Annotated in this window: 23 protein-coding genes; all 23 read right to left on the reverse strand. The window is 46.5% G+C overall.

The window, feature by feature from the left end:
• The coding region (locus DSOL_RS14545; RefSeq protein WP_139314482.1) for an HD domain-containing protein at nucleotides 1-336 on the reverse strand (336 nt) is incomplete at its 3' end.
• Between the two features lie 478 nt (nucleotides 337-814).
• Nucleotides 815-1,627, reverse strand: coding sequence for an REP-associated tyrosine transposase (locus DSOL_RS14550; protein ID WP_075365556.1), 813 nt, complete (start codon nucleotides 1,625-1,627; stop codon nucleotides 815-817).
• A 161-nt stretch (nucleotides 1,628-1,788) separates the two neighbouring features.
• Nucleotides 1,789-4,431: a pyruvate, phosphate dikinase gene (gene ppdK, locus DSOL_RS14555; RefSeq protein WP_075365557.1), complete on the reverse strand. Its 2,643-nt coding sequence runs from the start codon at nucleotides 4,429-4,431 to the stop codon at nucleotides 1,789-1,791.
• Complete coding sequence (locus DSOL_RS14560) at nucleotides 4,424-5,245, reverse strand: pyruvate, water dikinase regulatory protein (protein WP_075365558.1); 822 nt, start codon at nucleotides 5,243-5,245, stop codon at nucleotides 4,424-4,426. Before DSOL_RS14560 ends, ppdK begins: the two co-directional genes overlap by 8 nt.
• A gap of 94 nt (nucleotides 5,246-5,339) precedes the next feature.
• Nucleotides 5,340-5,981, reverse strand: a complete 642-nt coding sequence (gene ccpN, locus DSOL_RS14565; RefSeq protein WP_075365559.1) for a transcriptional regulator CcpN — start codon at nucleotides 5,979-5,981, stop codon at nucleotides 5,340-5,342.
• A gap of 186 nt (nucleotides 5,982-6,167) precedes the next feature.
• Nucleotides 6,168-8,243, reverse strand: a complete 2,076-nt coding sequence (glyS, locus tag DSOL_RS14570; protein WP_075365560.1) for a glycine--tRNA ligase subunit beta — start codon at nucleotides 8,241-8,243, stop codon at nucleotides 6,168-6,170.
• A gap of 1 nt (nucleotide 8,244) precedes the next feature.
• The gene (glyQ, locus tag DSOL_RS14575) at nucleotides 8,245-9,135 is read right to left on the reverse strand and encodes a glycine--tRNA ligase subunit alpha (RefSeq protein ID WP_075365561.1); all 891 of its coding nucleotides are present in this window, start codon (nucleotides 9,133-9,135) and stop codon (nucleotides 8,245-8,247) included.
• 418 nt (nucleotides 9,136-9,553) lie between these two features.
• Nucleotides 9,554-10,015: a DUF4342 domain-containing protein gene (locus tag DSOL_RS14580; RefSeq protein WP_075365562.1), complete on the reverse strand. Its 462-nt coding sequence runs from the start codon at nucleotides 10,013-10,015 to the stop codon at nucleotides 9,554-9,556.
• Nucleotides 10,008-10,793: a DNA repair protein RecO gene (gene recO, locus DSOL_RS14585; protein ID WP_075365563.1), complete on the reverse strand. Its 786-nt coding sequence runs from the start codon at nucleotides 10,791-10,793 to the stop codon at nucleotides 10,008-10,010. The genes DSOL_RS14580 and recO overlap by 8 nt, the downstream gene beginning before the upstream one ends.
• Before the next feature lie 38 nt (nucleotides 10,794-10,831).
• Nucleotides 10,832-11,488 (reverse strand): deoxyribose-phosphate aldolase, encoded by a 657-nt coding sequence (gene deoC / locus DSOL_RS14590; protein WP_170871516.1) that lies wholly within the window; start codon nucleotides 11,486-11,488, stop codon nucleotides 10,832-10,834.
• Nucleotides 11,485-12,396 (reverse strand): GTPase Era, encoded by a 912-nt coding sequence (gene era / locus DSOL_RS14595; protein WP_075365565.1) that lies wholly within the window; start codon nucleotides 12,394-12,396, stop codon nucleotides 11,485-11,487. Before era ends, deoC begins: the two co-directional genes overlap by 4 nt.
• A 105-nt stretch (nucleotides 12,397-12,501) precedes the next feature.
• The gene (locus DSOL_RS14600) at nucleotides 12,502-12,957 is read right to left on the reverse strand and encodes a cytidine deaminase (RefSeq protein ID WP_083642610.1); all 456 of its coding nucleotides are present in this window, start codon (nucleotides 12,955-12,957) and stop codon (nucleotides 12,502-12,504) included.
• Nucleotides 12,958-13,050: 93 nt separating this feature from the next.
• Complete coding sequence (locus DSOL_RS14605; protein ID WP_075365566.1) at nucleotides 13,051-13,434, reverse strand: diacylglycerol kinase family protein; 384 nt, start codon at nucleotides 13,432-13,434, stop codon at nucleotides 13,051-13,053.
• Between the two features lie 35 nt (nucleotides 13,435-13,469).
• Nucleotides 13,470-13,940 (reverse strand): rRNA maturation RNase YbeY, encoded by a 471-nt coding sequence (gene ybeY, locus DSOL_RS14610; protein ID WP_075365608.1) that lies wholly within the window; start codon nucleotides 13,938-13,940, stop codon nucleotides 13,470-13,472.
• Nucleotides 13,941-14,029: 89 nt separating this feature from the next.
• On the reverse strand, nucleotides 14,030-16,321 hold the full coding sequence (locus tag DSOL_RS14615) for an HD family phosphohydrolase (RefSeq protein ID WP_083642613.1): 2,292 nt from the start codon (nucleotides 16,319-16,321) through the stop codon (nucleotides 14,030-14,032).
• Nucleotides 16,322-16,393: 72 nt separating this feature from the next.
• Nucleotides 16,394-17,584 (reverse strand): sporulation protein YqfD, encoded by a 1,191-nt coding sequence (locus tag DSOL_RS14620; RefSeq protein ID WP_075365567.1) that lies wholly within the window; start codon nucleotides 17,582-17,584, stop codon nucleotides 16,394-16,396.
• Entirely contained in the window at nucleotides 17,584-17,865 is a 282-nt protein-coding gene (locus DSOL_RS14625) for a YabP/YqfC family sporulation protein (protein WP_075365568.1), read from the reverse strand. Before DSOL_RS14625 ends, DSOL_RS14620 begins: the two co-directional genes overlap by 1 nt.
• Nucleotides 17,866-18,192: 327 nt before the next feature.
• Nucleotides 18,193-18,645, reverse strand: coding sequence for a GatB/YqeY domain-containing protein (locus DSOL_RS14635; RefSeq protein ID WP_075365570.1), 453 nt, complete (start codon nucleotides 18,643-18,645; stop codon nucleotides 18,193-18,195).
• A 13-nt stretch (nucleotides 18,646-18,658) separates the two neighbouring features.
• A complete protein-coding gene (gene rpsU, locus DSOL_RS14640; RefSeq protein ID WP_009620268.1) occupies nucleotides 18,659-18,835 on the reverse strand; it encodes a 30S ribosomal protein S21 in 177 nt (58 codons plus the stop codon).
• 112 nt (nucleotides 18,836-18,947) lie between these two features.
• Nucleotides 18,948-19,298, reverse strand: a complete 351-nt coding sequence (locus DSOL_RS14645) for a histidine triad nucleotide-binding protein (RefSeq protein WP_075365571.1) — start codon at nucleotides 19,296-19,298, stop codon at nucleotides 18,948-18,950.
• Nucleotides 19,299-19,380: 82 nt separating this feature from the next.
• Nucleotides 19,381-20,703 carry a tRNA (N(6)-L-threonylcarbamoyladenosine(37)-C(2))-methylthiotransferase MtaB gene (mtaB, locus tag DSOL_RS14650; RefSeq protein WP_075365572.1) on the reverse strand — a complete coding sequence of 441 codons (1,323 nt, stop codon included), beginning with the start codon at nucleotides 20,701-20,703 and terminating at the stop codon, nucleotides 19,381-19,383.
• Nucleotides 20,704-20,739: 36 nt separating this feature from the next.
• Nucleotides 20,740-21,081, reverse strand: coding sequence for an endoribonuclease MazF (gene mazF, locus DSOL_RS14655; RefSeq protein WP_075365573.1), 342 nt, complete (start codon nucleotides 21,079-21,081; stop codon nucleotides 20,740-20,742).
• Nucleotides 21,075-21,308, reverse strand: coding sequence for an AbrB/MazE/SpoVT family DNA-binding domain-containing protein (locus tag DSOL_RS14660; RefSeq protein WP_075365574.1), 234 nt, complete (start codon nucleotides 21,306-21,308; stop codon nucleotides 21,075-21,077). The genes mazF and DSOL_RS14660 overlap by 7 nt, the downstream gene beginning before the upstream one ends.
• Nucleotides 21,309-21,739: the final 431 nt, after the last annotated feature.

The following is a 21,739-nucleotide window of genomic DNA, read 5'->3' on the forward strand; positions in this document are numbered from 1 at the left end:
GACATCATGTCCTAAGGCGATCGCCTCGATAAGATCTTCATTCAGTTTTAGCCCCCGAGCGATCGTTCGACATATTTGGGAGACTTCCAGACTATGCGTCATTCGAGTACGATAATGATCTCCCGATGGAGCGATATAAACCTGAGTTTTATGTTTAAGGCGGCGAAACGGCTTACTGTGTAATATCCGATCGCGATCTCGCTGAAATTTAGTCCGAATCGGGCACTCCTCTTCCAATTGTTCCCGCCTGCTATCCCTACTTTTAGTAGCATATGGAGAAAGGCGTTCTTCCTCTTCTTTTTCGGTCCTCTCGCGAATGTTCTGAACCTCACTCATCTTAAAACCCCCTTGTTTGGACGTGGTTGTGTCGTACGTTTATTTTAACATAAGAGTTAGACAAACCCGTGGGGGGGACTTGTATGACACAGCGCTTGGTGCTTACGACGCAGAGCAAACTAGCTGTTCAAGCTCCTGTCTTTGGGGAGCGGGGTCCCCGCCAAAAGCGCCATCCGACGACCATGACTCAAACAGGACGTTTGAGGTTAGAGCACCGCCAAGGATGGCAAGGTGCCGGGATGGCGAGAGGGGACCTTGTGCACTGCCCCGTATTTGGGGTCGGTCGCTTTCACGGAGTTTGCTATTCTGCTTACGTAAAGACGTCGCGCTCGTGTCACACTGCGTCCTGGCTTGGGTCGGGGGACGAAGCGACGGGGGGACGGAGAGATAAAGGACGGCGCATTTCATGTGCGCCGTCTGGATGGGGTGCAAGTTGGGGACGGTTCTTGACTTGCATTCTGACTTGCATTTTTTGGGGTCAAACCACAATCCGGCTTATTTGCGACTCGCTTATCCCGCCGAACAGCTCTCCGAGATCTTTAAGATTAAGGGAATAATTCTGTCGAAGGGTTCGAATCATCTCATTTCGTCGGGACTTCTTCCCTAATAATTCTTCCATGGTTATTTTTTCATCAGCTAATATTTGCTCTAGTCGTGCTTTGGCAGCGGAAAAAGTGTGTGTACGGCCTTGATTTTCTTGCCCATAATCCTGGTGTTCCTCTATATCTAATATATTGCCATTAACCTCTCCATATTTGGCAACAAATTTCTGGTATTCGGACTTCGCTATTGAACCCGCAAAGAAGCCTAATATCATACTCGTATCTAATAAGTCAAAATCATCGTTTGCTTTTCCAGAGTATATATTATTACTACTCCACTTGAACTCACTCGGTTTTTCAACAAGCTTGGCCTTCACCGGGTTATTGTGGATATATCGGCTAACCTCTAACAAATATCGGTCGTCTTTAACGAGCTCGCTCCTAAACCTATCTTGGAAAAGGTGACCGCTCCTCTGATGAACGCGATTAAAATATGCGACGTAACTCACATTGATGCTCTTCATTAGTTTGGAAATATCGTTACCATTATCGTTGATCAGGAGATGGACATGATTATCCATTAGACAGTAGGCATAGACTAAAAAATCATGCTTCGCCCTGGCCTTCGAAAGTGTCTCTAGAAATCTGAATTTATCTTCCTCATTTCGAAATATATCCTTTTTCTCATTACCCCGCTGGACCACGTGATATGTGGAAAATTCTCCTCTGATCCTTTGCACTCTTGGCATATGTATCCCCTTCTTAGTTACATGATTTAAGGAAAATTATACCATTAGTATTGGTGAAATGCAAGTGCAAGAACCGTCCCTCGACTTGCATGACTTGCACAAAAAAGGCAAGAACAAAGCTTTTAAGAGCTCGTTCTTGCCTTAACTTACCGATATAGGTTCTATCGATTTTTGACGACTGCTTGTGCTGCGGCTAGGCGCGCGATGGGTACGCGGAATGGGGAACAAGAGACATAATCCAAGCCGACCATGTGACAGAATTCTACCGAGTTAGGCTCCCCGCCGTGCTCACCACAGATCCCTAAGCCGAGATTCGGATTTGTACCCCGCCCGAGTTTCACTGCCATGTCGATGAGCTTGCCAACCCCCGCGCGGTCAAGCACAACAAAGGGGTCAGTTGACATGAGTTTGTTTTCCAGATAGGCCGGTAGGAACTTACCTTGAGCATCATCACGGGACAGGCCCATCGTCATTTGGGTAAGATCGTTCGTCCCGAAGGAGAAGAAGTCTGCTACTTTTCCGACCTCATCCGCCAGAAGAGCAGCTCTTGGAACCTCAATCATAGTTCCAACCTTATAGTGGAGAGAGACATTTTGTTCCCTCATGACCTCTGCTGCTGTGTCATCGACAAGCTTACGCATCATGAGAAATTCTTCTTTCCCCATGATAAGTGGAATCATGACTTCTGGATGAATGTCATACCCTTCTTTGACCAAGCGTGCACTGGCTTGGAAAATTGCACGAGCTTGCATGACCGTTATTTCGGGGAAGGACACACCGAGACGACAACCACGGTGCCCAAGCATTGGGTTTAGCTCAGAAAGTGCTCGAACTTTACGTAGTAAAGCCTCTTTTTCATGTAAGGTGTCAGGGTCATTTTGGGTCATTTTGAGTTTCGTAATCTCCACAATCAGTTCCTCAGAGTGTGGCAGAAACTCGTGCAACGGAGGATCCAACAGCCGAATAGTCACCGAAAGCCCCTGCATCGCTTTCAAAATACCATAGAAGTCTCCTTCTTGCATTGGAAGGAGTTTTGCTAAGGCAACTTCGCGCTCTTCGAGAGTTTGGGCAAGGATCATCTCTTGAACGATCGGAATTCGTTCAGGATCCATAAACATGTGCTCCGTCCGAGTCAATCCAATTCCGACGGCTCCGAAATTCCGGGCGTTCGTCGCTTCTGTCGGTGTATCAGCATTGGCCATGACACGAAGTCTAGCAATCTCGTCCGCCCAGTCCAAGTACTCTTTAAAATTTTCACTAAGTTCCGGATCAACCATGGCAACTTCTCCCTTAATGACTCGTCCACTTGATCCGTCGATGGAGAAGATTGATCCAGCCGGATACTCCACCCCTTCGATGACGACTAAATCTTGCCCATAGTCAATCTTTAAGGCATCGCACCCACAAACAGCCGGTTTGCCCATATGACGGGAGACGACGGCCGCATGACTTGTCATACCCCCACGACTTGTTAAAATCCCCTGGGCCGCCAAGATACCGCGAATATCATCTGGTGTGGTTTCCGTACGAACCAAAATGACTTTCTCGCCGGCTTCCCCTAACCGTTCTGCTTCTTCCGCACTAAAGACAATCTTTCCGGATGCGGCGCCTGGTGAAGCAGGGAGCCCTTTCGCCAGAACTTGGAGCTTTGCACCCGTATCCATACGGCGATGTAATAAATGGTCCAGTTGCTCCGGCTCAATCCTCATGATGGCTTCTTCTTTACTAATCATACCCTCATGGAAAAGTTCCACAGCCACACGGATTGCAGCCGAAGCGGTTCGTTTGCCATTTCGAGTCTGGAGCATATAGAGTTTTCCGCGTTCGATGGTAAATTCTATATCTTGCATATCGCGATAATGGGACTCCAGGCGACTAGAAATCTCCACAAATTGATTGTAGATTTCCAGGTTTTCCTGAGCCAAGGTGGCGATCGGTTGTGGTGTCCGGATACCAGCCACCACGTCTTCTCCTTGAGCATTCATCAGATATTCACCGTAGAGAGCTTTTTCCCCGGTCGAAGGATTACGGGTAAAGGCCACGCCAGTCCCTGAGTCGGAACCCATATTTCCAAAGACCATGGACTGTACGTTCACTGCGGTTCCGATGTCATGGGGAATATTGTTGATTTTGCGGTAAACATTTGCACGGTCATTATTCCAAGAACGGAAAACAGCCAAAACCGCTAACTCTAACTGGACTTTGGGGTCCATAGGAAATGGTTTGCCGGTCTTACGTTCAATTTTTTTCTTATACTCAGTAACCATCCATTTAAGGCTCTCAGCAGAGAGTTCAGAGTCGTAATGAACCCCTTGCTTCTCTTTCGCAGTCTCTAAAATCTGTTCAAAGTTGTAATGTTCGACTTCTAAGACGACATCTCCAAACATTTGAATAAACCGACGATAACAGTCCCAAGCAAATCGCTCGTTTTGCGTATTGACTACTAAGGCTTCCACGGTATCATCATTTAATCCTAAGTTGAGAACGGTGTCCATCATTCCAGGCATCGAAAACTTCGCCCCGGACCTTACCGAAACGAGAAGTGGATTTTTCTTATCCCCAAAGAGTTTACCTGTGGCTGCCTCAACCTCAGCCAAGGCTGGCCAGACTTGATCCCAAGTCCCGTCTGGGACATTTTCACCGTTACTGTAATACGCATTGCAAGCTTCCGTGGTAATGGTAAATCCCGGAGGCACAGGTAAACCAATATTGGTCATTTCCGCTAAATTTGCCCCTTTACCTCCTAACAAGTCACGCATGGAAGCCTTTCCTTCAGAGAATAAGTAAACATACTTCTTAGACATTTCGCTCCCCCTTAAATAATATTTCTAACGCGATACTCGCGGTCTCTTCAACGGCCTTGCCAGTAGCATCAATAATCGGACAGCCAATTCGTTTCATAATCCCACGCGCATATTCCAACTCTTGCATGATCCGCTCTAGGTTAGCGTAATCTGCAGTTGCGCCCAAACCAAGGGTTTTTAAACGTTCTGTTCGGATTTGGTTAAGCAATTCCGGTCGCAATGTTAACCCAATCACTTTCCGCGGGGAAATACGAAATAGTTCCTCAGGGGGATCGACTTCTGGAACCAACGGAATATTCGCGGCCTTGAGTCCTTTATGAGCTAAGTACATGCTGAGTGGAGTTTTTGAAGTTCGAGAGACCCCAATTAGAACAACATCGGCATAAAGAACTCCACGAGAATCCTTTCCGTCGTCATATTTAACGGCGAATTCAATCGCCTCCACTTTACGGAAATACTGTTCATCCAAACGATGAATGATATTCGGCGTGTGGGTAGGTTCCATACCGGTTAGATTAGAAAGTGCGCCAATCAGCGGACCCAATATATCAACGGTTTTCAGTCCCTTCTCGGCTGCCCTTTTCTCTAGATAGTCTCGCAGACCTTTAAGTACAAGGGTATAAACTAAAATGGCTTCTTCGGCCATAGCTTCTTCCATAATATCTTCCAGATGTGCTTCATCACGCACGTAGGGAACCCGACGAATCCGAGTCTTTACGCCAAAAAATTGTGCCGCCGCCGCCCGGCCTACAAACTCAGCCGTTTCTCCGAGTGCATCTGAAATAACATAAAGTACAGGCATTTGGGTCGTCACATCGTCACCTCCGAATTCATACAAAGTCCATCCTAACTACTGACCTTAAACTCCCGTTTTCTGACCTCCGGCCTCAGCCCTCTGACTTCTGGAATTACAACCTCGTTTCCGCAATATCCACAAAGAGCTTTGTGACGTTCGTCTTGGTAAACCGCCCCACAACCTCGTAACATTCGTCCCCGTTTTCATCAATATACCCTTCCACCACCGGCAAACTGTCAACCTGATGCTGCACCAGTTTCTTGGCCGCACTAAAGACAGGTTCATCCGGGGTCGTCATATAGATATTCGGCATACGCGTCATTATTACGCCGACAGGAACTTGTTGAAGGTCGGTTTTTCCTAAAGATGCTTTCATAATATCTTTACGCGAGAGCATTCCTAACAGGACGCGGTCAGTTCCTACAACCGTCAGACTCCCTACATTTTGCGTGAACATCGTAACCGATGCTTCATAGATACTCGCGCTTTCCAAGACATTGACGGGCATGGACTTAAACGCGCAGACCCGGAGCTGAAGCATGCGCTCCATAATTGGGGAAGGTCCGAGATTTTCTCGATAAGAATACCCCACTCGTGGCCTGGCCTCTAGGACCCCGGACATCGTCAAAATGGTTAAATCCGGGCGGAGAGTGGCCCGCGTCAAATTCAGCTTTGCCGCAATCTTTTCACCAGTAATGGGACCTGTGGATTTCACAATTTCCACAATTCGCTGTTGACGATCCGTCCATTCCAACCGATTTCACCTCTTAATGCTTCTCTCTGTCTTAATGTGACATACTAATTGTGTTTTATACGGTTTATTATATCACATGCTCTTAATTATTTACTAGATAGTGAGCCTATATTTTTATTCAATGTCTGATTTGATTATAGTTAAACCTCAGATGGAGCTCAAAACTCCACCTGAGGTTTTTGTACTTTAAGCCAAAACGCTCAAGTCACCCAAGCATCCCAGCATAATCACACATTGACCAAGTAAGGCCAAACGGGTCTTTTTCAAGTTTTCATCGTCCACCATAATCATCACGGCTTGGAAAAGGGCTTCGATCTGTGGTACAAGTTCCCCGGCAAGCTTATAGGCCTCAGTATAGTTTCCCATCTCTACGGCTTGATCAAAACGCTCGCAGCGCATGGATATCCCTTGCGCTAGAGCAATTTCCGTTGAGTCGGCCAACAAAGATGGATCTAAAACTTGAAGGGTTTCTTTTTTAGTCAGGTTAAAACAACGGGTATAGGCTTGGGCATATTGAATAAACGATTCTTCTTGGCGTTTTTCAGAAAGTACCTGGGCTCTTTTCTTGACACGATTGAATTGGTCACAACCTTGCGCTAATACCGCTTCCACCGTATCATAGCGTAGTCCTTGTTCCTGAAGCACAAAACGCACCCGCTGTTGAAAGAAATCCTGTAACAGAGGTAGGATGTCCTCTGTTGGTAAAGGTGAAGTCCCCTGCTCGCTGAAACTACGATAGGACTCCAGCAAAAGCTCTGTTAAAGAAAGGTCCCAGCCGGAATCTAAGAGAATGGCAACGATCCCTTGTGCTTGGCGTCTGAGTGCATAGGGATCCTGAGACCCTGTGGGCTGAATCCCAATACTGAATGCTCCAACAATCGCATCGAGTTTATCAGCCATGCTGACGACACGCCCTGACACGGATACCGGTAACTCATCTCCTGCAAAGCGAGGTTGATAGTGTTCGAGTATCCCCTGACAGACCTCAGGTTTCTCTCCACTGGCTCTGGCGTAGTCCGCCCCCATAATTCCTTGCAGTTCCGGAAAATCGCTGACCATCAAGGTTACAAGATCCGCTTTCGCCAAAAAGGCGGTTCGATCAATCTCTTCTTGTTGAGCTCTTCCGAATCCCAGCCTCTCCGCAATAAATCGCGACAGAGTGCGTAGGCGCTCGACCCGCTGTTCTACCGTACCCAATTTCTCGTGATACACAATTTTACCTAACTTGGAAACCAACTCTGCTAGAGGGACTTTTTGATCCTCTCGATAATAAAAAGCTGCATCTTCTAAACGAGCTTTTAACACTTTTTCGTTTCCGGCTTTCACTGTGTCTAGAGCAAAAGCATTTCCGTTACGCACGGTGATAAAATAGGGCAACAGTTTTCCGTCTTTAGTCCGAACTGGAAAGTAGCGTTGGTGCTCTCGCATCGGGGTTGTCATCACCGCCTCTGGCAAGTGCATATATTGTGAGGCTACTTCACCCAATAATGCTGTCGGATATTCCACGATATGGATAACTTCGTCCAAGAGCTCCTCATCTTTAGGTACCTCTCCACCGACCTTCTCGGCAAGGACTTTGATTTGAGCTTCGATTTCATCCTTTCTTTCCTCTGGATCAACGATGACGTAAGCTTTACGCAAGGCTTCGCGATAATCAGACGGTTGGCTAAACAAAACGGGTTCTGTCGTCAGTGTGCGGTGCCCACGTGAAGCCCGTCCAGACTCTAGCCCGACGAACTTAAACGGTACGACCTCTGTTCCGTAAAGCGCCACAATCCAACGAATCGGGCGAGCAAAACGGAAGTCTAAGTCTCCCCAACGCATAGGCTTAGGAAAATGCAAGGCATTGATGAGATCCGTTGCGAACTGGGGCAGTAAAGTCGGAGTCTCTACCCCAGTTTCCGATATACGAGCAAACACATACGGCACTCTGTTGACCTCTTGCACAAAAAGGGATTCCACTACCACTCCCTGCCCTTTGGCAAAACCTTGGGCAGCTTTCGTTGGGACCCCGTTCGCGTCATAGGCTGCTTTCACTGCCGGACCTTTGACTTCCATCAATAAATCTTGTTGCTTTTCCTCAAGCCCCGTCACCAAAAGTGCGAGACGACGAGGGGTTGCGAAAATCCTTAAATCCGTAAAGTTTAAGCGCAGTTCGGCAAACCGTTTGCGCGCTTGTTCCTCCAACTGGGCCATCGCCGCGGGGGAGAATTTAGCAGGGATTTCTTCAGTACCAATTTCAAGCAAAAAATCGTTCGCCATCTTACTCCACCTCTTTCACTGAATTTTTCTTTAACAAGGGGAAGCCTAATCTCTCCCGCTGCTCCACGAAAGCCTGGGCACAAAGACGGGCGAGCACACGCACCCGGGCAATATAACTTGTACGTTCTGTGACACTAATGGCTCCCCGAGCATCAAGAAGGTTAAACGTATGAGAGCATTTCAGCACGTAATCATAGGCCGGGAGTACCAGTCCCTTTTCCACGACCCGCTTCGCTTCACGCTCATACATGTCGAACCAGATTTGCAACGCTTCAATATCAGCAACTTCAAAGTTATAATGCGAGTAATCAATTTCATTTTGCAGATAAATATCCCCATACGTGACATCGCCGACCCACTCAATGTCATACACGCTATCTTTAGTTTGAATATAAGTGGCCAGTCGCTCCAGTCCATAGGTAATCTCAGCACAGACGGGTTTGCAGTCAATCCCCCCGCACTGTTGAAAATACGTAAACTGGGTCACTTCCATCCCGTCTAACCACACTTCCCAGCCCAGCCCCCACGCACCCATCGTTGGCGATTCCCAGTTGTCTTCCACGAAGCGAATATCATGCTCTTTCGGATTAATTCCCATACGTTCCAAACTCTGCAGGTAAAGTTCCTGAACATTGTCTGGCGAGGGCTTGAGAATGACTTGGTATTGGAAATAGTGCTGTAAACGATTGGGGTTTTCCCCATACCGTCCATCCGTCGGTCGACGCGACGGTTCAACATAGGCTACATTCCACGGCTCCGGCCCAAGAGCGCGCAGAAAGGTCGAGGGATTCATCGTTCCGGCTCCTTTTTCCACATCATAAGGTTGGGCGATAATGCACCCCTGTTCTCCCCAAAACTTGTTGAGGGTAAGGATTATGTCTTGAAACTTCATTGTTAGCCTCCTATGTTTTTATTCTTGAGCATTTTCTTAGTAACGCATATGCCTTTTACTTAAGGATATCGTCTGCCCGGAAACACATTTTCATTGATCAAAGAAAACTTTTCCAGTCCTTAACACGGAAAAGATTTAAGAAAACAAAAAAGCGCTCACCCCCGTAGCATTTAAGCTACAGGGACGAGAGCTTGTTCCCGCGGTTCCACCCTGTTTGACCCATTAAGGTCCCCTTCGTTTCTAATGCTCCGAGCTGCCCCATTCGCTTCTCCTATTCGGCTTCCACCCATCCGAACTCGCTAAAAGAGAGGGCTTACGAACTTCTTTCCCATCATTGCATTATAAAGGTATTGATTTGAATTCATTATATGCTGAGGAAGAAGTTGTGTCAAACGAAAGGTCCCATTCATCGCGTTCCCTAAATATTTTTCTCGGGTCCATCTGCAGCGAAATTAAAGGCATCGTCATCATACGGAGACACTTCATTAGCTACTTCTAACTCAAAATGATTGATGGCTGCCCCAACAGCCCCAGCAAGAGCTAGCATCCGCAAACCCGGCTTCCTCCATATCGTATACGCCAGTGCCAATCCCAAAGGAGCTGAAACACTCAAAATCGTATTGTCATGCTTTTTAAGACTTATCTTAGTGTGGTTAAAGTCTACCAGGCCAGCTTTAACATTGTTCCAAATTCCCCGACCTCGCTCAGTAAAGTCCCAAGACTGCTCTTTCCCATCTTGAGCCTTTTCCAAATCGTCCAAAGCTCTCACGACATCACCATGTGCCAAATTTAAGGCCGTACGGGCTTCTTCATAACCTATACCCATGCGTTCGCGTAATACATCCAACTTTTCAAGTTCTGTCCACAGCGCTTCACTCAAATTTTTTCCCTTCCTTTCCGTCAATGTGTCGCCCAACATCATCACTAGTTATACTTCCCATTCTCCAAGATTTAAGCGGTCGCTCAAATTTATGTTCCAAGAAAAGCCGCAGAGTCTCCAGAATCTCTTCTTTCATCCAAGCATTCCAACGGAGACGGTCGATTTTAGTAATATCAGCTCGAATCAGTTGACGCATGAATGCCACACTACCAGCCCGAATCCAGCGTCCGGAATAGGTCTCCCGACAATTCCCACAAAGTGTACCACCAGCATCCGAACTAAAAAATAAGCGATCTCCACTTATACTAACTCCACACTCTGCACATTCCCCTAAACGCGGTCGATATCCCAACAGCGTCATCAAACGCAAAGCGTACGTTACGAGGACAAGTGAAGCTTGAAACTGTTCCAGAAGAAATAAACAAGTCAAAGTAAGGGCAAAAAGTTCCCGATTAGGCTGTTCCGGAATCGTCGAAATGTCTAAAAGTTCCACAATACCCGTAGCGGCGAACGATCGATCAAGATCGTTCCATAAGTGCGGAAAACTTTCTTTAGCGCTGCACTGACTAACCGTATCCAAAGTCTTTCCCTTATAAATAAGAAAATCCCCATAGGTAAACAACTGAGCCCCAGCCCTTTGGCGGCTTTTGGGCTTGCGCACCCCTTTTGCCACAGCTTGAAGCTTCCCCATCTCACTGGAAAAAAGAGTGAGCACACGATCCGACTCCCCAAATTCCCGGCTACGGATCACTAACGCGTCCGCATGGTAAACGGCCACGCACTCACCCTTTCTATTCTATGTAATCTATAATTTCGCTATACATTTGTGTCAGAAAGGACCGCACTCGTCCCCAGTCTCTCCGCCCCGGCCTCAACGAGCTCAAGAGCAAACTCCCTAGTCCTTATTCCGCCCGAAGCCTTAACCTTAACATTTTCTCCAACCCACGCTTTAAGATTGCGCACATCCTCAACAGTAGCTCCGCCTCCAGCAAAGCCAGTCGAGGTTTTAATATAATCCGCTCCCGAGCGTTTAACAATCTCCGCCACCGTTTTCTTCTCGGATTCCGTCAGCAAACAGGTCTCAATAATAACCTTAATAATTAACCCACACCCATGAGCTGCTTCAACCACGCGAACAATATCTCGCTCAACGGCATCCCATTCTCCTGATTTCGCCCATCCAATATTTATAACCATATCTACTTCTTTACCGCCATGAGCCTTAACCATGAAAACTTCCATAACCTTAGCTTCCGTAAACGTCTCCCCTAACGGAAAACCCACTACAGCAGCAACCCCAATTCCTGTCCCGTGCAAAATTTTAGCCGCCATTTGCACATAAGTTGGATTGACGCAAACAGTTGCAAATTTATGCTCTTGAGCCTGATGACAAAGTGCCACAATATCTTTTTCAGTTGCTTGAGGTTTTAGTAACGTGTGATCCGTCATTCCTGCAAGATTCATCTCACTCACCCCTTTTCCTTTCCATACCCGTAATTACGTAAACTATCTACTCGGTTTCGCCAGTCCTTCTTAACCTTAACCCAAAGTTCCAAAAACACAGGACTACCTAGCAAAGCTTCAATATCCTGCCGCGCCAAGCTGCCAATCTCCTTAAGTTGCTTGCCACCCGCACCGATGATGATCCCTTTCTGAGATTCGCGTTCAACCACGATCAGAGCCCGAACTTTAACCAACGTCTTTTTCTCTTCGACCTCTTCAATCACCACAGCAATCGAATGCGGAACCTCATCACGCGTCAACTGGAGAACCTTTTCGCGCACCAGTTCCGCCATAATAAACCGTTCTGGTTGATCAGTCACTTCATCTTCAGGATAATACATAGGTCCCTTGGAGAGGTGACCAAAAATAACGTTTAACAATTCATCCGTATTCTCCCCAGTTTTAGCAGAAATGGGGACAATGGCTTTAAAATCGGCCAGAGAAGAAAACTGCTGAATTTTACGCATCAACTGTTCCTTACTCAAAAGATCAACCTTATTCAAGACCAACACACACGGGGTTTTGGTCTGTTTAAGCATCTCGATAATAAACTCTTCGCCAGGGCCATATTCAGAGGACAGATCCACCATATAAAGGATCATGTCAACTTCGCGCATGGATTCCTTAGCAGCCCCAACCATATATTCCCCTAACTTATGTTTAGGCTTATGTATTCCAGGGGTATCCAAGAAGATAATTTGTCCCCGTTCCTCCGTCAAGATACATTGAATGCGATTACGGGTCGTCTGAGGCTTATCGGACATAATAAGTACCTTTTGGCCTAATAAATGGTTAAGCAACGTCGATTTTCCGGCATTCGGCCTTCCGATTACAGAGACAAAACCTGAACGAAATTCATTTGTTTTTTTCGAAACCAACGCTGAAGTCACTTCCCTATCCTAAAACTTTAGTATTTTAATCTTCATAACATTACCATAACCCTAACTTATGGCGTCTATTCAACGCTTGTTCCTCTATTCGGTTTATAGATATTCGGGCCCAAACGCATCCGGTAACAACGTTTTCAAATTGGTCACCCGAGTTTCCCCCTGCCCATTAATTAAAATCACAGGGCAGTCCACGGCAAACTCACGAATCACTTGCCGACATGCACCACAGGGTGAAGGAAACTCATCTGTCGGTACTGCAATGGCAATTCCCTTCAGTTTCCGTTCCCCTTGAGCCACAGCCTGAAAAATTGCATTTCTCTCGGCGCATACCGTCAAACCATAACTCGCATTCTCGACGTTACACCCGCTGTAGATCTTTCCAGATGAAAAAAGCACGGCAGCTCCAACCGGGTAATGGGAATACGGAACGTAAGCCTGTTGGTATGCCGCCTTAGCCAGATGGATCAGTTCTTGCTGGACCTCCACCTCGTTTTCCGACTCATGTACTGGCTCGATTATTTCTAACGCCTGAGCTTCATCCTGTTTCAAACACAAAACTCCTTTGTAAAGCTATTCCTATCGACTAATTAGCCTACTTGGATAGCGAAAACGTAAGGCCCTGGGGCTTTCCTGCCTAGAAGATTAGAAGATCTGGTAAGCGAAACGATACAGCCGTGGAAAAAAGACAACCAATCCTATAACAACAGCTTGAATTGCAGTTACCAAAACAGCGCCTGCAGCTACATCCTTAGCCATTCCCGCCAGAGGATGAAAATTCGGCTGCACCATGTCCACTACAATCTCGAGGGCGGTATTCATAACTTCCGCTCCTATAACACTTCCAATCGCCAAAATAAGAATCAACCATTCAAAACGCGAGACCTCGCTCCACCAGGCAAAGAACAACACTATAATTCCAGCAAAAACATGGAACTGTAAATGCCCCTGCGTTTTCCAGGTGTAAAGCATCCCCCGCCAAGCTTGAGTTAAACTGCGCCAAAACCCAGGTTTCTGATATCTCCCCATGCTTTCCTCCGTTAATTACGCGAGAGTGTTCGAAGCTATATTCTCTCTAACCCCAATATAGCCATCACCTCTTCTTCTTTACTGCGCATCTCTTGTTTATCGCTTTCCTCTTCATGATCGTAGCCTAATAAATGGAGCGTCCCATGAACAGCAAGGTAAACAATCTCCCGTTCAAAGGAATGTCCATAGTCACCTGCTTGCTCCCTTGCCCTTTCAACGGAAATAACGATATCTCCGAGCATTTCGTCTTCAAACTCCGAATCGGGTTCATCCGTTTCATCTTGTAAAGCAAACGAAAGAACATCCGTCGAGTGATCCACCCCTCGATAGTCTCGATTTAACTCATGAATGCGCTGGTCATCAACCAGCATCAGGCTCACTTCTGCTTCTTCCGGTCCACCTGACAGGTGAATGGCCTCTTTAATTGCCTGCTCCAATAAAACAGCGAGCGGCTCACGCCGTTCAAGTAAAATAGTATCTTCTTCCCAAGAAACGTCAAGGATCACGTACTTGCGGGTAAACCCATTCTTGTTTAAACAGAATAGGGCCACCCTTTCCTCCCTTCAAATTAAGAATCTCGAACATAAATAGCGAGTTAAGTTTCAACCTTATCGTTGTTCTCCAAATGTTTTACCACATGGTTCTCTGGGTCCTTTTCGTTTTCTGCTCCGATGATATTTTCATTGCTATCCTGTTTAATGGTCTCCCCTAAAGGTTTCTTAGGTGTTATACCATCTCCGGTTTCACGCATTACCGGCATCTCCGGATACTCAACACGCGAATGGAAAATCCCACTCAGGACACGGACAAAAGCCATCGCGATCCGATCTAAATCTTGAAATGTCAGATCACATTGATCTAACTGCCCATCGTTTAACTTGTCCTTGATGATTTTGCGAACCAGTCCTTCGACACGTCCCGGTGTGGGTTGTTTCATGGACCGAACCGCTGCTTCCACATTGTCAGCCAACGTAACAAGTGCGGCCTCTTTGGTCTGAGGTCTTGGCCCTTCATAATGGAAGGCTTCTTCAGGGACCTCATCTTTTTCCTCACGTGCCTTATGATAAAAAAAGCTGACTAAGCCATCACCATGATGCTGCATAATAATATCTTGGATCTGCTGTGGAAGTTTGTTTTCCTTGGCCAGTTCTAAACCATCTTTGATGTGAGAGGTAATAATCAGTGAGCTAAGAGTCGGGGCAATCTTATCATGAGGGTTATCTTGAGTAAACTGATTCTCAATAAAAAAGTAGGGGCGTTTTAATTTTCCAATATCATGATACATAGCGGCAACTCGAACCAAGGTTGCATCCGCCTGAACGGCCTCTGCGGCGGCTTCTGCCAGATTACCGACCAAGATGCTATGGTGGTAAGTACCTGGTGCCTCCATTAATAAACGCTTCAGCAACGGGCGATTGGGGTTGGACAGTTCCAAAAGCCGAACGGAAGAAGTAATGCGAAATCCCGACTCAAACCAGTGCAAGGCCCCTACTGTTAAGAACGAAGATGCTACTCCGTTGACTATTCCCAGTACCAAACCAACCAACCAGACCATTAAGCGCATACCGGTAGATAAGCCGATCGCACTGATCATCAAGACATTGACTGCTGAAACAAATAACCCGGCACGAGCCAAATCAGATCTCTGGCTTAAATGAGACACACTGTACACCCCGATGACCCCACCAAAAAGAGCTACTAAGCCTGTTTGTAGGCCGAAAGACGTAGAAAGAGTAGGGTCCACCATAACAGATACAAAAATTGCCAGAATCATTGAAACGAGTAAAGCAACATCCACATTAACTAAAATCGCAACCGTCATAGTGGCCCAAGCCACCGGAATGAGCATGCCTGACAAGGAGTCAAAGTCCATTCCACCAAGATTTAAGGCAATCACCCCACGTCCGATAACTAGAACCAAGATCATCGTCAGCCCAATCAAAACAAGCCGGTTGGTTAAGCGTAAAATATCCCGTTTATATTGAAACAAATACCCTAAGATCGTCCCGAGACCAATGACGACGATCAGGGCAATTCCGGACACCGCCTTCCAAGTATTGCGGCTATTGATAAGCCCATAAGCAACCAAAACTCTGTAAACCTTTTCATCAACAATCTCACCGGCACCCACAATTTTCTGGTTTGCCTTGTATTGGAGTATATCCCGTTTCACCAGTGCGCGTGCAGCAGTACGCAATTTTGCCGTGGTGTCTTCGTCAATAATCAGAGTAGGCCGCGTCACTTCTTGGTCCACAAAAGCCACGTAGAAGGCCTTAAGATCATCATGCAGAACCGACTCATTAATATCTGTTTTCTCTTTTTCGCGCAGTGGTGCCACATCCGCGTCAGTCCGAGCCCCTGAAACCACATTACGCGCTCTAGCTAAGATAATGTCGCCACCGATCTTTTCCTCCGCATTCAAAACGTCTGGAGAGGTCTTGAGTAGTGACGTTAACGTTCCCTGTGATAACGCAGTAAATGGCTGCGTTTGTTTCAACTTCATGGCACGTGCACTGTCATCCCCCGTGGTCGCTGCAGCCTCTCGCAAGGCACTGAACGCTTTTCCTAGATCCTTGATTAGAACACTTAAATATTCGTCATCCGGTTTATACACCGGCTGAACGGCTTTTGCCGCAGCATCCTGGTCTTGAGTATATTTCTCCGAATCCTCAATATCCTTATTCCAAGGCGCTGTAATAAGTTGGGGACTAGGTTCCCCTACTTCCAGATGTAATTTGGAAACAAACAGACTTGATGATAAAAGAATTGTAAACAATAGAAAATACACCACCCCAACGACGGCACGCAGCCAAGTGGTGTGATGTCTGAGCCAATCCATGCGACTGGATAGCCTCCACCATAGTTCAGTAATTTTTCTGATCTTCATACCTTCATCCTTACTTTTCAGTGCCCTACCTATTCCCACACTTCACCAGTCAAAATCATCGTCTTCGCTTAATTAAGGATTAGCGTATACTGCCAAATCCTCGTAGGTTTCCACCTCAACTCTAACCCGCTCGGCACCCGAATTACTTGGAAGAACCTTGACGTTTTCTTCCACAATCTGAACCATGGGTGTGATTTTACTCTGAACTTCAGTCCGAGCCGCCTGTTCAGCTAGTTGACGTGCTTCGACAACTGAACGTTCGAGGTGCACATTATGAAGCTCTTTATAGTTTACTCTTATAACTTCGACAGGGAAACTCCAATTCCTCCAGGGTTGCAAAAATGGACTTGTTACTTCTTTATTGGTTTGCTCAAACGGAGAATTCTGCGTTGTTACCATTATGACGCGGGAGCCAAATTTTATACCCCATCCCGTAGCAACTCTTCCACTTTCCTCAACTTTATCTTCAACCAAGAGGATTTGTTTTTCTGCGCTATACCACACACGCCCACGAACAAATCCTCTAGCCACAGCATTATTAACAGCTGAATTCGGAGCAGTAGTTTTACTTGGAAGACTGGGGTTCAAGGCTTGAGTGATCAACACTTGCCCAGCCCGGACAGTTTCCCCTTCATGAACCTGAGGGTTTCCCTGTATCACCATAATCTCCTTGATGAGTCCAGCATGACTAGCGACGAGATTACCCGCTTCTTTAGGGATGGACGGACGGATTTTCTCTGAGATCTTAATCTTAATGTCTGTTCCATTACGTTCTATACCAATCCAAGCCGCGTCCGGTAATTGTTCCTGAAGTGCTTTGGCAATCTGGTTCAAATCCAAGTTTTTGGAGTAGGCCCAAGTTTTAAGCCCTAGTTTCTCTGCCCGTTCCAAAACGTCAGAGGATATTACGTTACGATTTCCGGATACGGAAATTGAAAGGACAAGTTGGGATAATACGGTCAAGGCCATAGCAATTATGACAAACCCTGTCAAAAGGCCTTTTCTACGCCACCAGCGTGCTGCAACAAACGGCCAGCCATATTTGGCCACAATATGGACTCGTGTATGGGTTTGCCTTGCCGCCCTTCGCAAACACCGAAAATCCGCAAGCTTAATCTGCGCCCGCATTCCACGTTCTGATTTTTGGGTATGATAAAGTACTACCCCGTCCTTTAAGGCCTGATTAAGAAAGCGCGGCAACTGATCTCCACGAGCAAGGAAAAAAATCCGCCCCTGCCAAAACACCCGCAACCATTCAAACATTACTTAATCTCCCCTCCTTCAAAAGACAAGGACGATATTTCTCCTTCAATTCTTAGTTCCGTGGGTAAGAGAACCTTGAGCACAAGGCCCTTTCCTGCAAAACAAACGTCCCCTTCAGCCGTCTCCAACCGAATTTCTTTATCTGAGAAATTAACAATGCTCACATAATTTTCGACCAGAATTTGCAGCCGTCCAGTTATCGTAATTTTGGGACCTTCTCCAGCCACATCTGGCGGAAAATCCAAAATATCGCCGACACTTGTTTGAATCTTTTTAAACATGATAAAAGCCCCTCCCTTCTGTTTGATATTTATGAAGGGAAGAGCCAGAATAGTCCAAGCCTTTTATCTAATTGTTATTCGCGCCATCTTGAATCCAGTTCTTTACCGTTTGCTTCTCATGGTAAAGTTGGTTTGGTATGTGAGTCTGGAAAAGGAACCCAGTTTACAGTCCGCTTACCAAAACATAAAGATTGCTTGGCTTGAGCCCTCCTCACGGACGAAGCCCTGTCTGTTAGCTTGTGCTTCCAAGTGGAAACGGGCGCACCTACAAAAGGACCCAGTTACATAAGTAACTGGGTCCTTTTAACTAATACCATTAAGTTTCCTTTATGCCCCGAGCATTTCCCGCACAATCAGATTGACAAGTTTGCCATCTGCACGGCCTTTTGTCTTAGGGGATAACGCCCCCATGACTTTCCCGAGATCTTTAGGGCCCTGAGCCCCAACTGTGGCGATGATCTCTTGAACGAGTTGGCGAATTTCCCCTTCGGAAAGCTGTTGAGGAAGGTAATCCATTAGAATGACCATTTCCCCTTCCAGAGCCTTTACCGTTTCGGGGCGATCCGCTTTTTTAAACTCTTCAAGCGCATCCCGACGCTGTTTCATTTCGCGTGCCAATACTTCGATAACTTGATCATCGTTAAATTCAATTTTCTTATCAATCTCAGCATTTTTTATAGCAGCCCTGACCATTCGGATGACGGAAAGTCTTACCTTCCCCTCCTCTTTGGCCTTCATGGCAACCTTCATATCCTCAACGAGGCGATCTTTCAGGGTCAATTCGAGACACTCCTTACTTGAACTTGCGTTTACGTGCAGCTTCAGACTTTTTCTTTCTCTTCACACTTGGTTTCTCATATGCCTCGTGCTTACGAGCTTCTGCACTAACCCCTGCCTTTTGACAAGTACGCTTGAACCGGCGGAGTGCGGCATCAAGGGATTCGTTTTTACCAACTTTGACTTCACTCATTGTCTTATCCCTCCCTCCACTGGATCATCATAAATATACTTTATTATTATAATGGATGAAGTTGGTGGCGTCAAGTTCACTTTGTTGATCGCTCGACTTAGTTTCACGCAAATCATCCAATCGTAGCGTTAAGCGCCTGTCCTCCAAGCAAATGAAAATGAAGATGTCCGACGACTTGGCCCCCGTCTGTACCAGTATTTGTGACCACCCTATAACCCGACTCCGCCACTCCAAACTCACCCGCTAAGCGACGAATTACCCCGAAAAGATGCGCGATTAAGGGTTCCTGTTCCGACGTGACATCATTGAGACTGCGCAAATGGCGCTTCGGAATAACGAGTAAATGTACAGGAGCTAACGGTTGATTATCTTTAAAAGCGATGACCTCATCATCTTCATACGCAATTTCGCTAGGAATTTTCCGCTGGGCAATTTGGCAAAAGATACAATCCGACGTATGCATTTTCATTTCCTCCCTTATCTTATTGAACGAACCGACTATTTGTGCTTCTCAATCGACGTCAAATTTTGCAGTTCTCGACCATTTACGTTCTCTTAATATGGGTCTCTTCCAAAATAACCGTTTCTAGCTGCCGAGAAGTCCAGTTTTTCCCCTCATGGGAAGGTATTTGAACCTGAATATAATTTGGCGTATGCCCAATAGCACGCCCTTGTGGATCTATCCTTTCGATAAGCACTTCCACGGGTTTACCTATAAATCGACGCACAAAAGCATCCTGGCTTACGCGAGCTACCTCCAAAAGATCTTTTACTCGCTGTTCCTTTAGTTTCTGCAAAACTTGATCAGAATAACCAGCTGCAGGAGTTCCATTTCGTTTGGAATATGGAAACACATGAATTCCGGAAAAACCGCAGAACTTCACAAAATCTAAAGTTGAAGCATGATCTTCTTCCGTTTCCCCCGGAAAACCTGCAATGACATCCGTCGTGACTGCAAGATTTGGAATCCGCTGGTATAGCCTTTCCAACAGCTCTCGGTATTCCTTCAAATTATAGGGACGTTTCATGCGGGCCAAGACCTTATCGCTTCCGCTCTGTAACGGAATATGTAAATGGGGACAGACCTTATCCGAAGAAACGATGCTCTCGATCAACTCAGGCGTATATTCCATCGGTTCAATCGAACTCAGACGCAGACGGCGCAGCGCAGGCAATTTTACCAATTCCCGCACTAAACGGGCCAAGTTCCATTCTTGCCCTAAATCCTGTCCATAAAACCCGGTATGAATTCCAGTCAAAACGATTTCAGGGTATCCGGCTTCGACCAACCGACGAGCCTCGGCCATAGCGTTCTCCGGAAGACGGCTTCGCAAAGGACCCCGAGCATACGGAATAATGCAGTAAGTGCAAAATTGGTTGCATCCTTCCTGAATCTTCAGAAACGCTCTCGTCCTATCTTCTTCATGGAGTTGTGGAAGCTCTTCAAATTCCTCCGCTTCCCAAATCTCGTGCACTGCGTTCTGAGGATTGCGCTCAGTTTTGACCCGCTCTATCCACTCCAAGATCTTCATACGATCTTGGGTTCCCAGTACCAGATCAACCCCTTCAATATCAAGGACTTCTCCCGGTGCCGTTTGCGCATAACAACCCATGACCACGACAACACTCTCCGAGTGTGCCTTGATCATCCGGCGAATAACTTGGCGAGATTTGCTATCTCCCGTATTCGTCACAGTACAAGTATTTACGACAACAACATCCGCTTCTTCGGAGGACCCAACGACCTGATACTTCGCCTCTCGAAATAGTTGAGCCATCGCTTCGCTTTCGGTTTGATTCACTTTACAGCCCAGCGTGACAAAGCAAACGGTCGAAGGTACTTTGGCCTGTTCAACTTGGCAAGACATTATAAACTCCACCCTTTTTCAAAACAACTAACAGCGTCAATCCTTAAATAGCGTTTCAATTTTTAGTGTAACTTCCTGCATTATTTCCACTGGGATTTTACACGCAAATTGTGCTGACCGACTTATCCAATCAAGATTTTTAATTTGATCTGCCAGAATGACACCCTCCACAGGAAGTTCTTTCGGTAATTTTACTTCGAATGGATAACCCTTAACTTTACTTGTTATCGGACAGAATAAAGCCAATCCTGTTTTTTGATTGTATTCTTTTGGAGATAATACTAATGCGGGTCGTTTTCCGGCTTGCTCATGCCCGGCCTGCGGATTGAATTGAAGCCAGACAACATCTCCCTTGTCTGGGAAATAATTATTCACCACTCTTCATTCCCCGTCCGCTCTCCTGTGTGAATCTCTCGATGGAGATTTTCCGGAGTTACCTGGGCTAAAAGTTCTTTTAAAGAATAAGTTCTGGGTTTCACTACAATTGATCCATCAACAATTGTTATATCGACTGGAGTACCGTTTTTAACGCCAATTTCCTTTGCCACGTATAGGGGAATATGAAGACCTAAACCATTTCCCCATTTCGTTATAATCGAGACCATCAGAAAACCCCCTCTCGTATATACATAGTATATACCCAGAAGCATTTCTTAGCCATTAATTTTGTAATCTTTTCCCTAAATGTTTTTGAATGATGCAAGTCAAAAACCGTCCCCAACTAGCATTCAGACGATGCACACGAAGTGTGCCGTCCACTGCCATACGGTCCATTTCCCGCCCTCCCGTCTCTCCTACCCGAGCCCGGGAAGCAAGAGAACCGTCCCTTCGCTTCCCAACCCAACTTGCACGCAGACGGTGCACACGAAGTGTGCCGTCCACCCAAACGGTCCATTTCCCGTCCTCCCGTCCTCCGACCCAAGCACGGGACGCAGTGTGACACGAACGCGACGTATTTACGTAAGCAGAATAGCGAACTTCCGTTAAAGCGACCGACCCCAGACACGGGGCAGTGCACCCCATAGCCGGGAGCTTG

The sequence above is a fragment of the Desulfosporosinus metallidurans genome, assembly GCF_001936615.1.
GTDB classification, from domain to species: Bacteria; Bacillota; Desulfitobacteriia; order Desulfitobacteriales; family Desulfitobacteriaceae; genus Desulfosporosinus; species Desulfosporosinus metallidurans.

Bases quoted from the DNA above. Each gene is read 5' to 3' on its own strand.
- DSOL_RS14550 (WP_075365556.1), bottom strand. From the start codon at position 1,627: ATGCCAAGAGTGCAAAGGATCAGAGGAGAATTTTCCACATATCACGTG.
- ppdK (WP_075365557.1), bottom strand. From the start codon at position 4,431: ATGTCTAAGAAGTATGTTTACTTATTCTCTGAAGGAAAGGCTTCCATG.
- glyS (WP_075365560.1), bottom strand. From the start codon at position 8,243: ATGGCGAACGATTTTTTGCTTGAAATTGGTACTGAAGAAATCCCTGCT.
- glyQ (WP_075365561.1), bottom strand. From the start codon at position 9,135: ATGAAGTTTCAAGACATAATCCTTACCCTCAACAAGTTTTGGGGAGAA.
- DSOL_RS14605 (WP_075365566.1), bottom strand. From the start codon at position 13,434: ATGGGGAGATATCAGAAACCTGGGTTTTGGCGCAGTTTAACTCAAGCT.
- DSOL_RS14615 (WP_083642613.1), bottom strand. From the start codon at position 16,321: ATGAAGATCAGAAAAATTACTGAACTATGGTGGAGGCTATCCAGTCGC.
- DSOL_RS14620 (WP_075365567.1), bottom strand. From the start codon at position 17,584: ATGTTTGAATGGTTGCGGGTGTTTTGGCAGGGGCGGATTTTTTTCCTT.
- DSOL_RS14625 (WP_075365568.1), bottom strand. From the start codon at position 17,865: ATGTTTAAAAAGATTCAAACAAGTGTCGGCGATATTTTGGATTTTCCG.
- rpsU (WP_009620268.1), bottom strand. From the start codon at position 18,835: ATGAGTGAAGTCAAAGTTGGTAAAAACGAATCCCTTGATGCCGCACTC.
- DSOL_RS14645 (WP_075365571.1), bottom strand. From the start codon at position 19,298: ATGCATACGTCGGATTGTATCTTTTGCCAAATTGCCCAGCGGAAAATT.
- mtaB (WP_075365572.1), bottom strand. From the start codon at position 20,703: ATGTCTTGCCAAGTTGAACAGGCCAAAGTACCTTCGACCGTTTGCTTT.
- DSOL_RS14660 (WP_075365574.1), bottom strand. From the start codon at position 21,308: ATGGTCTCGATTATAACGAAATGGGGAAATGGTTTAGGTCTTCATATT.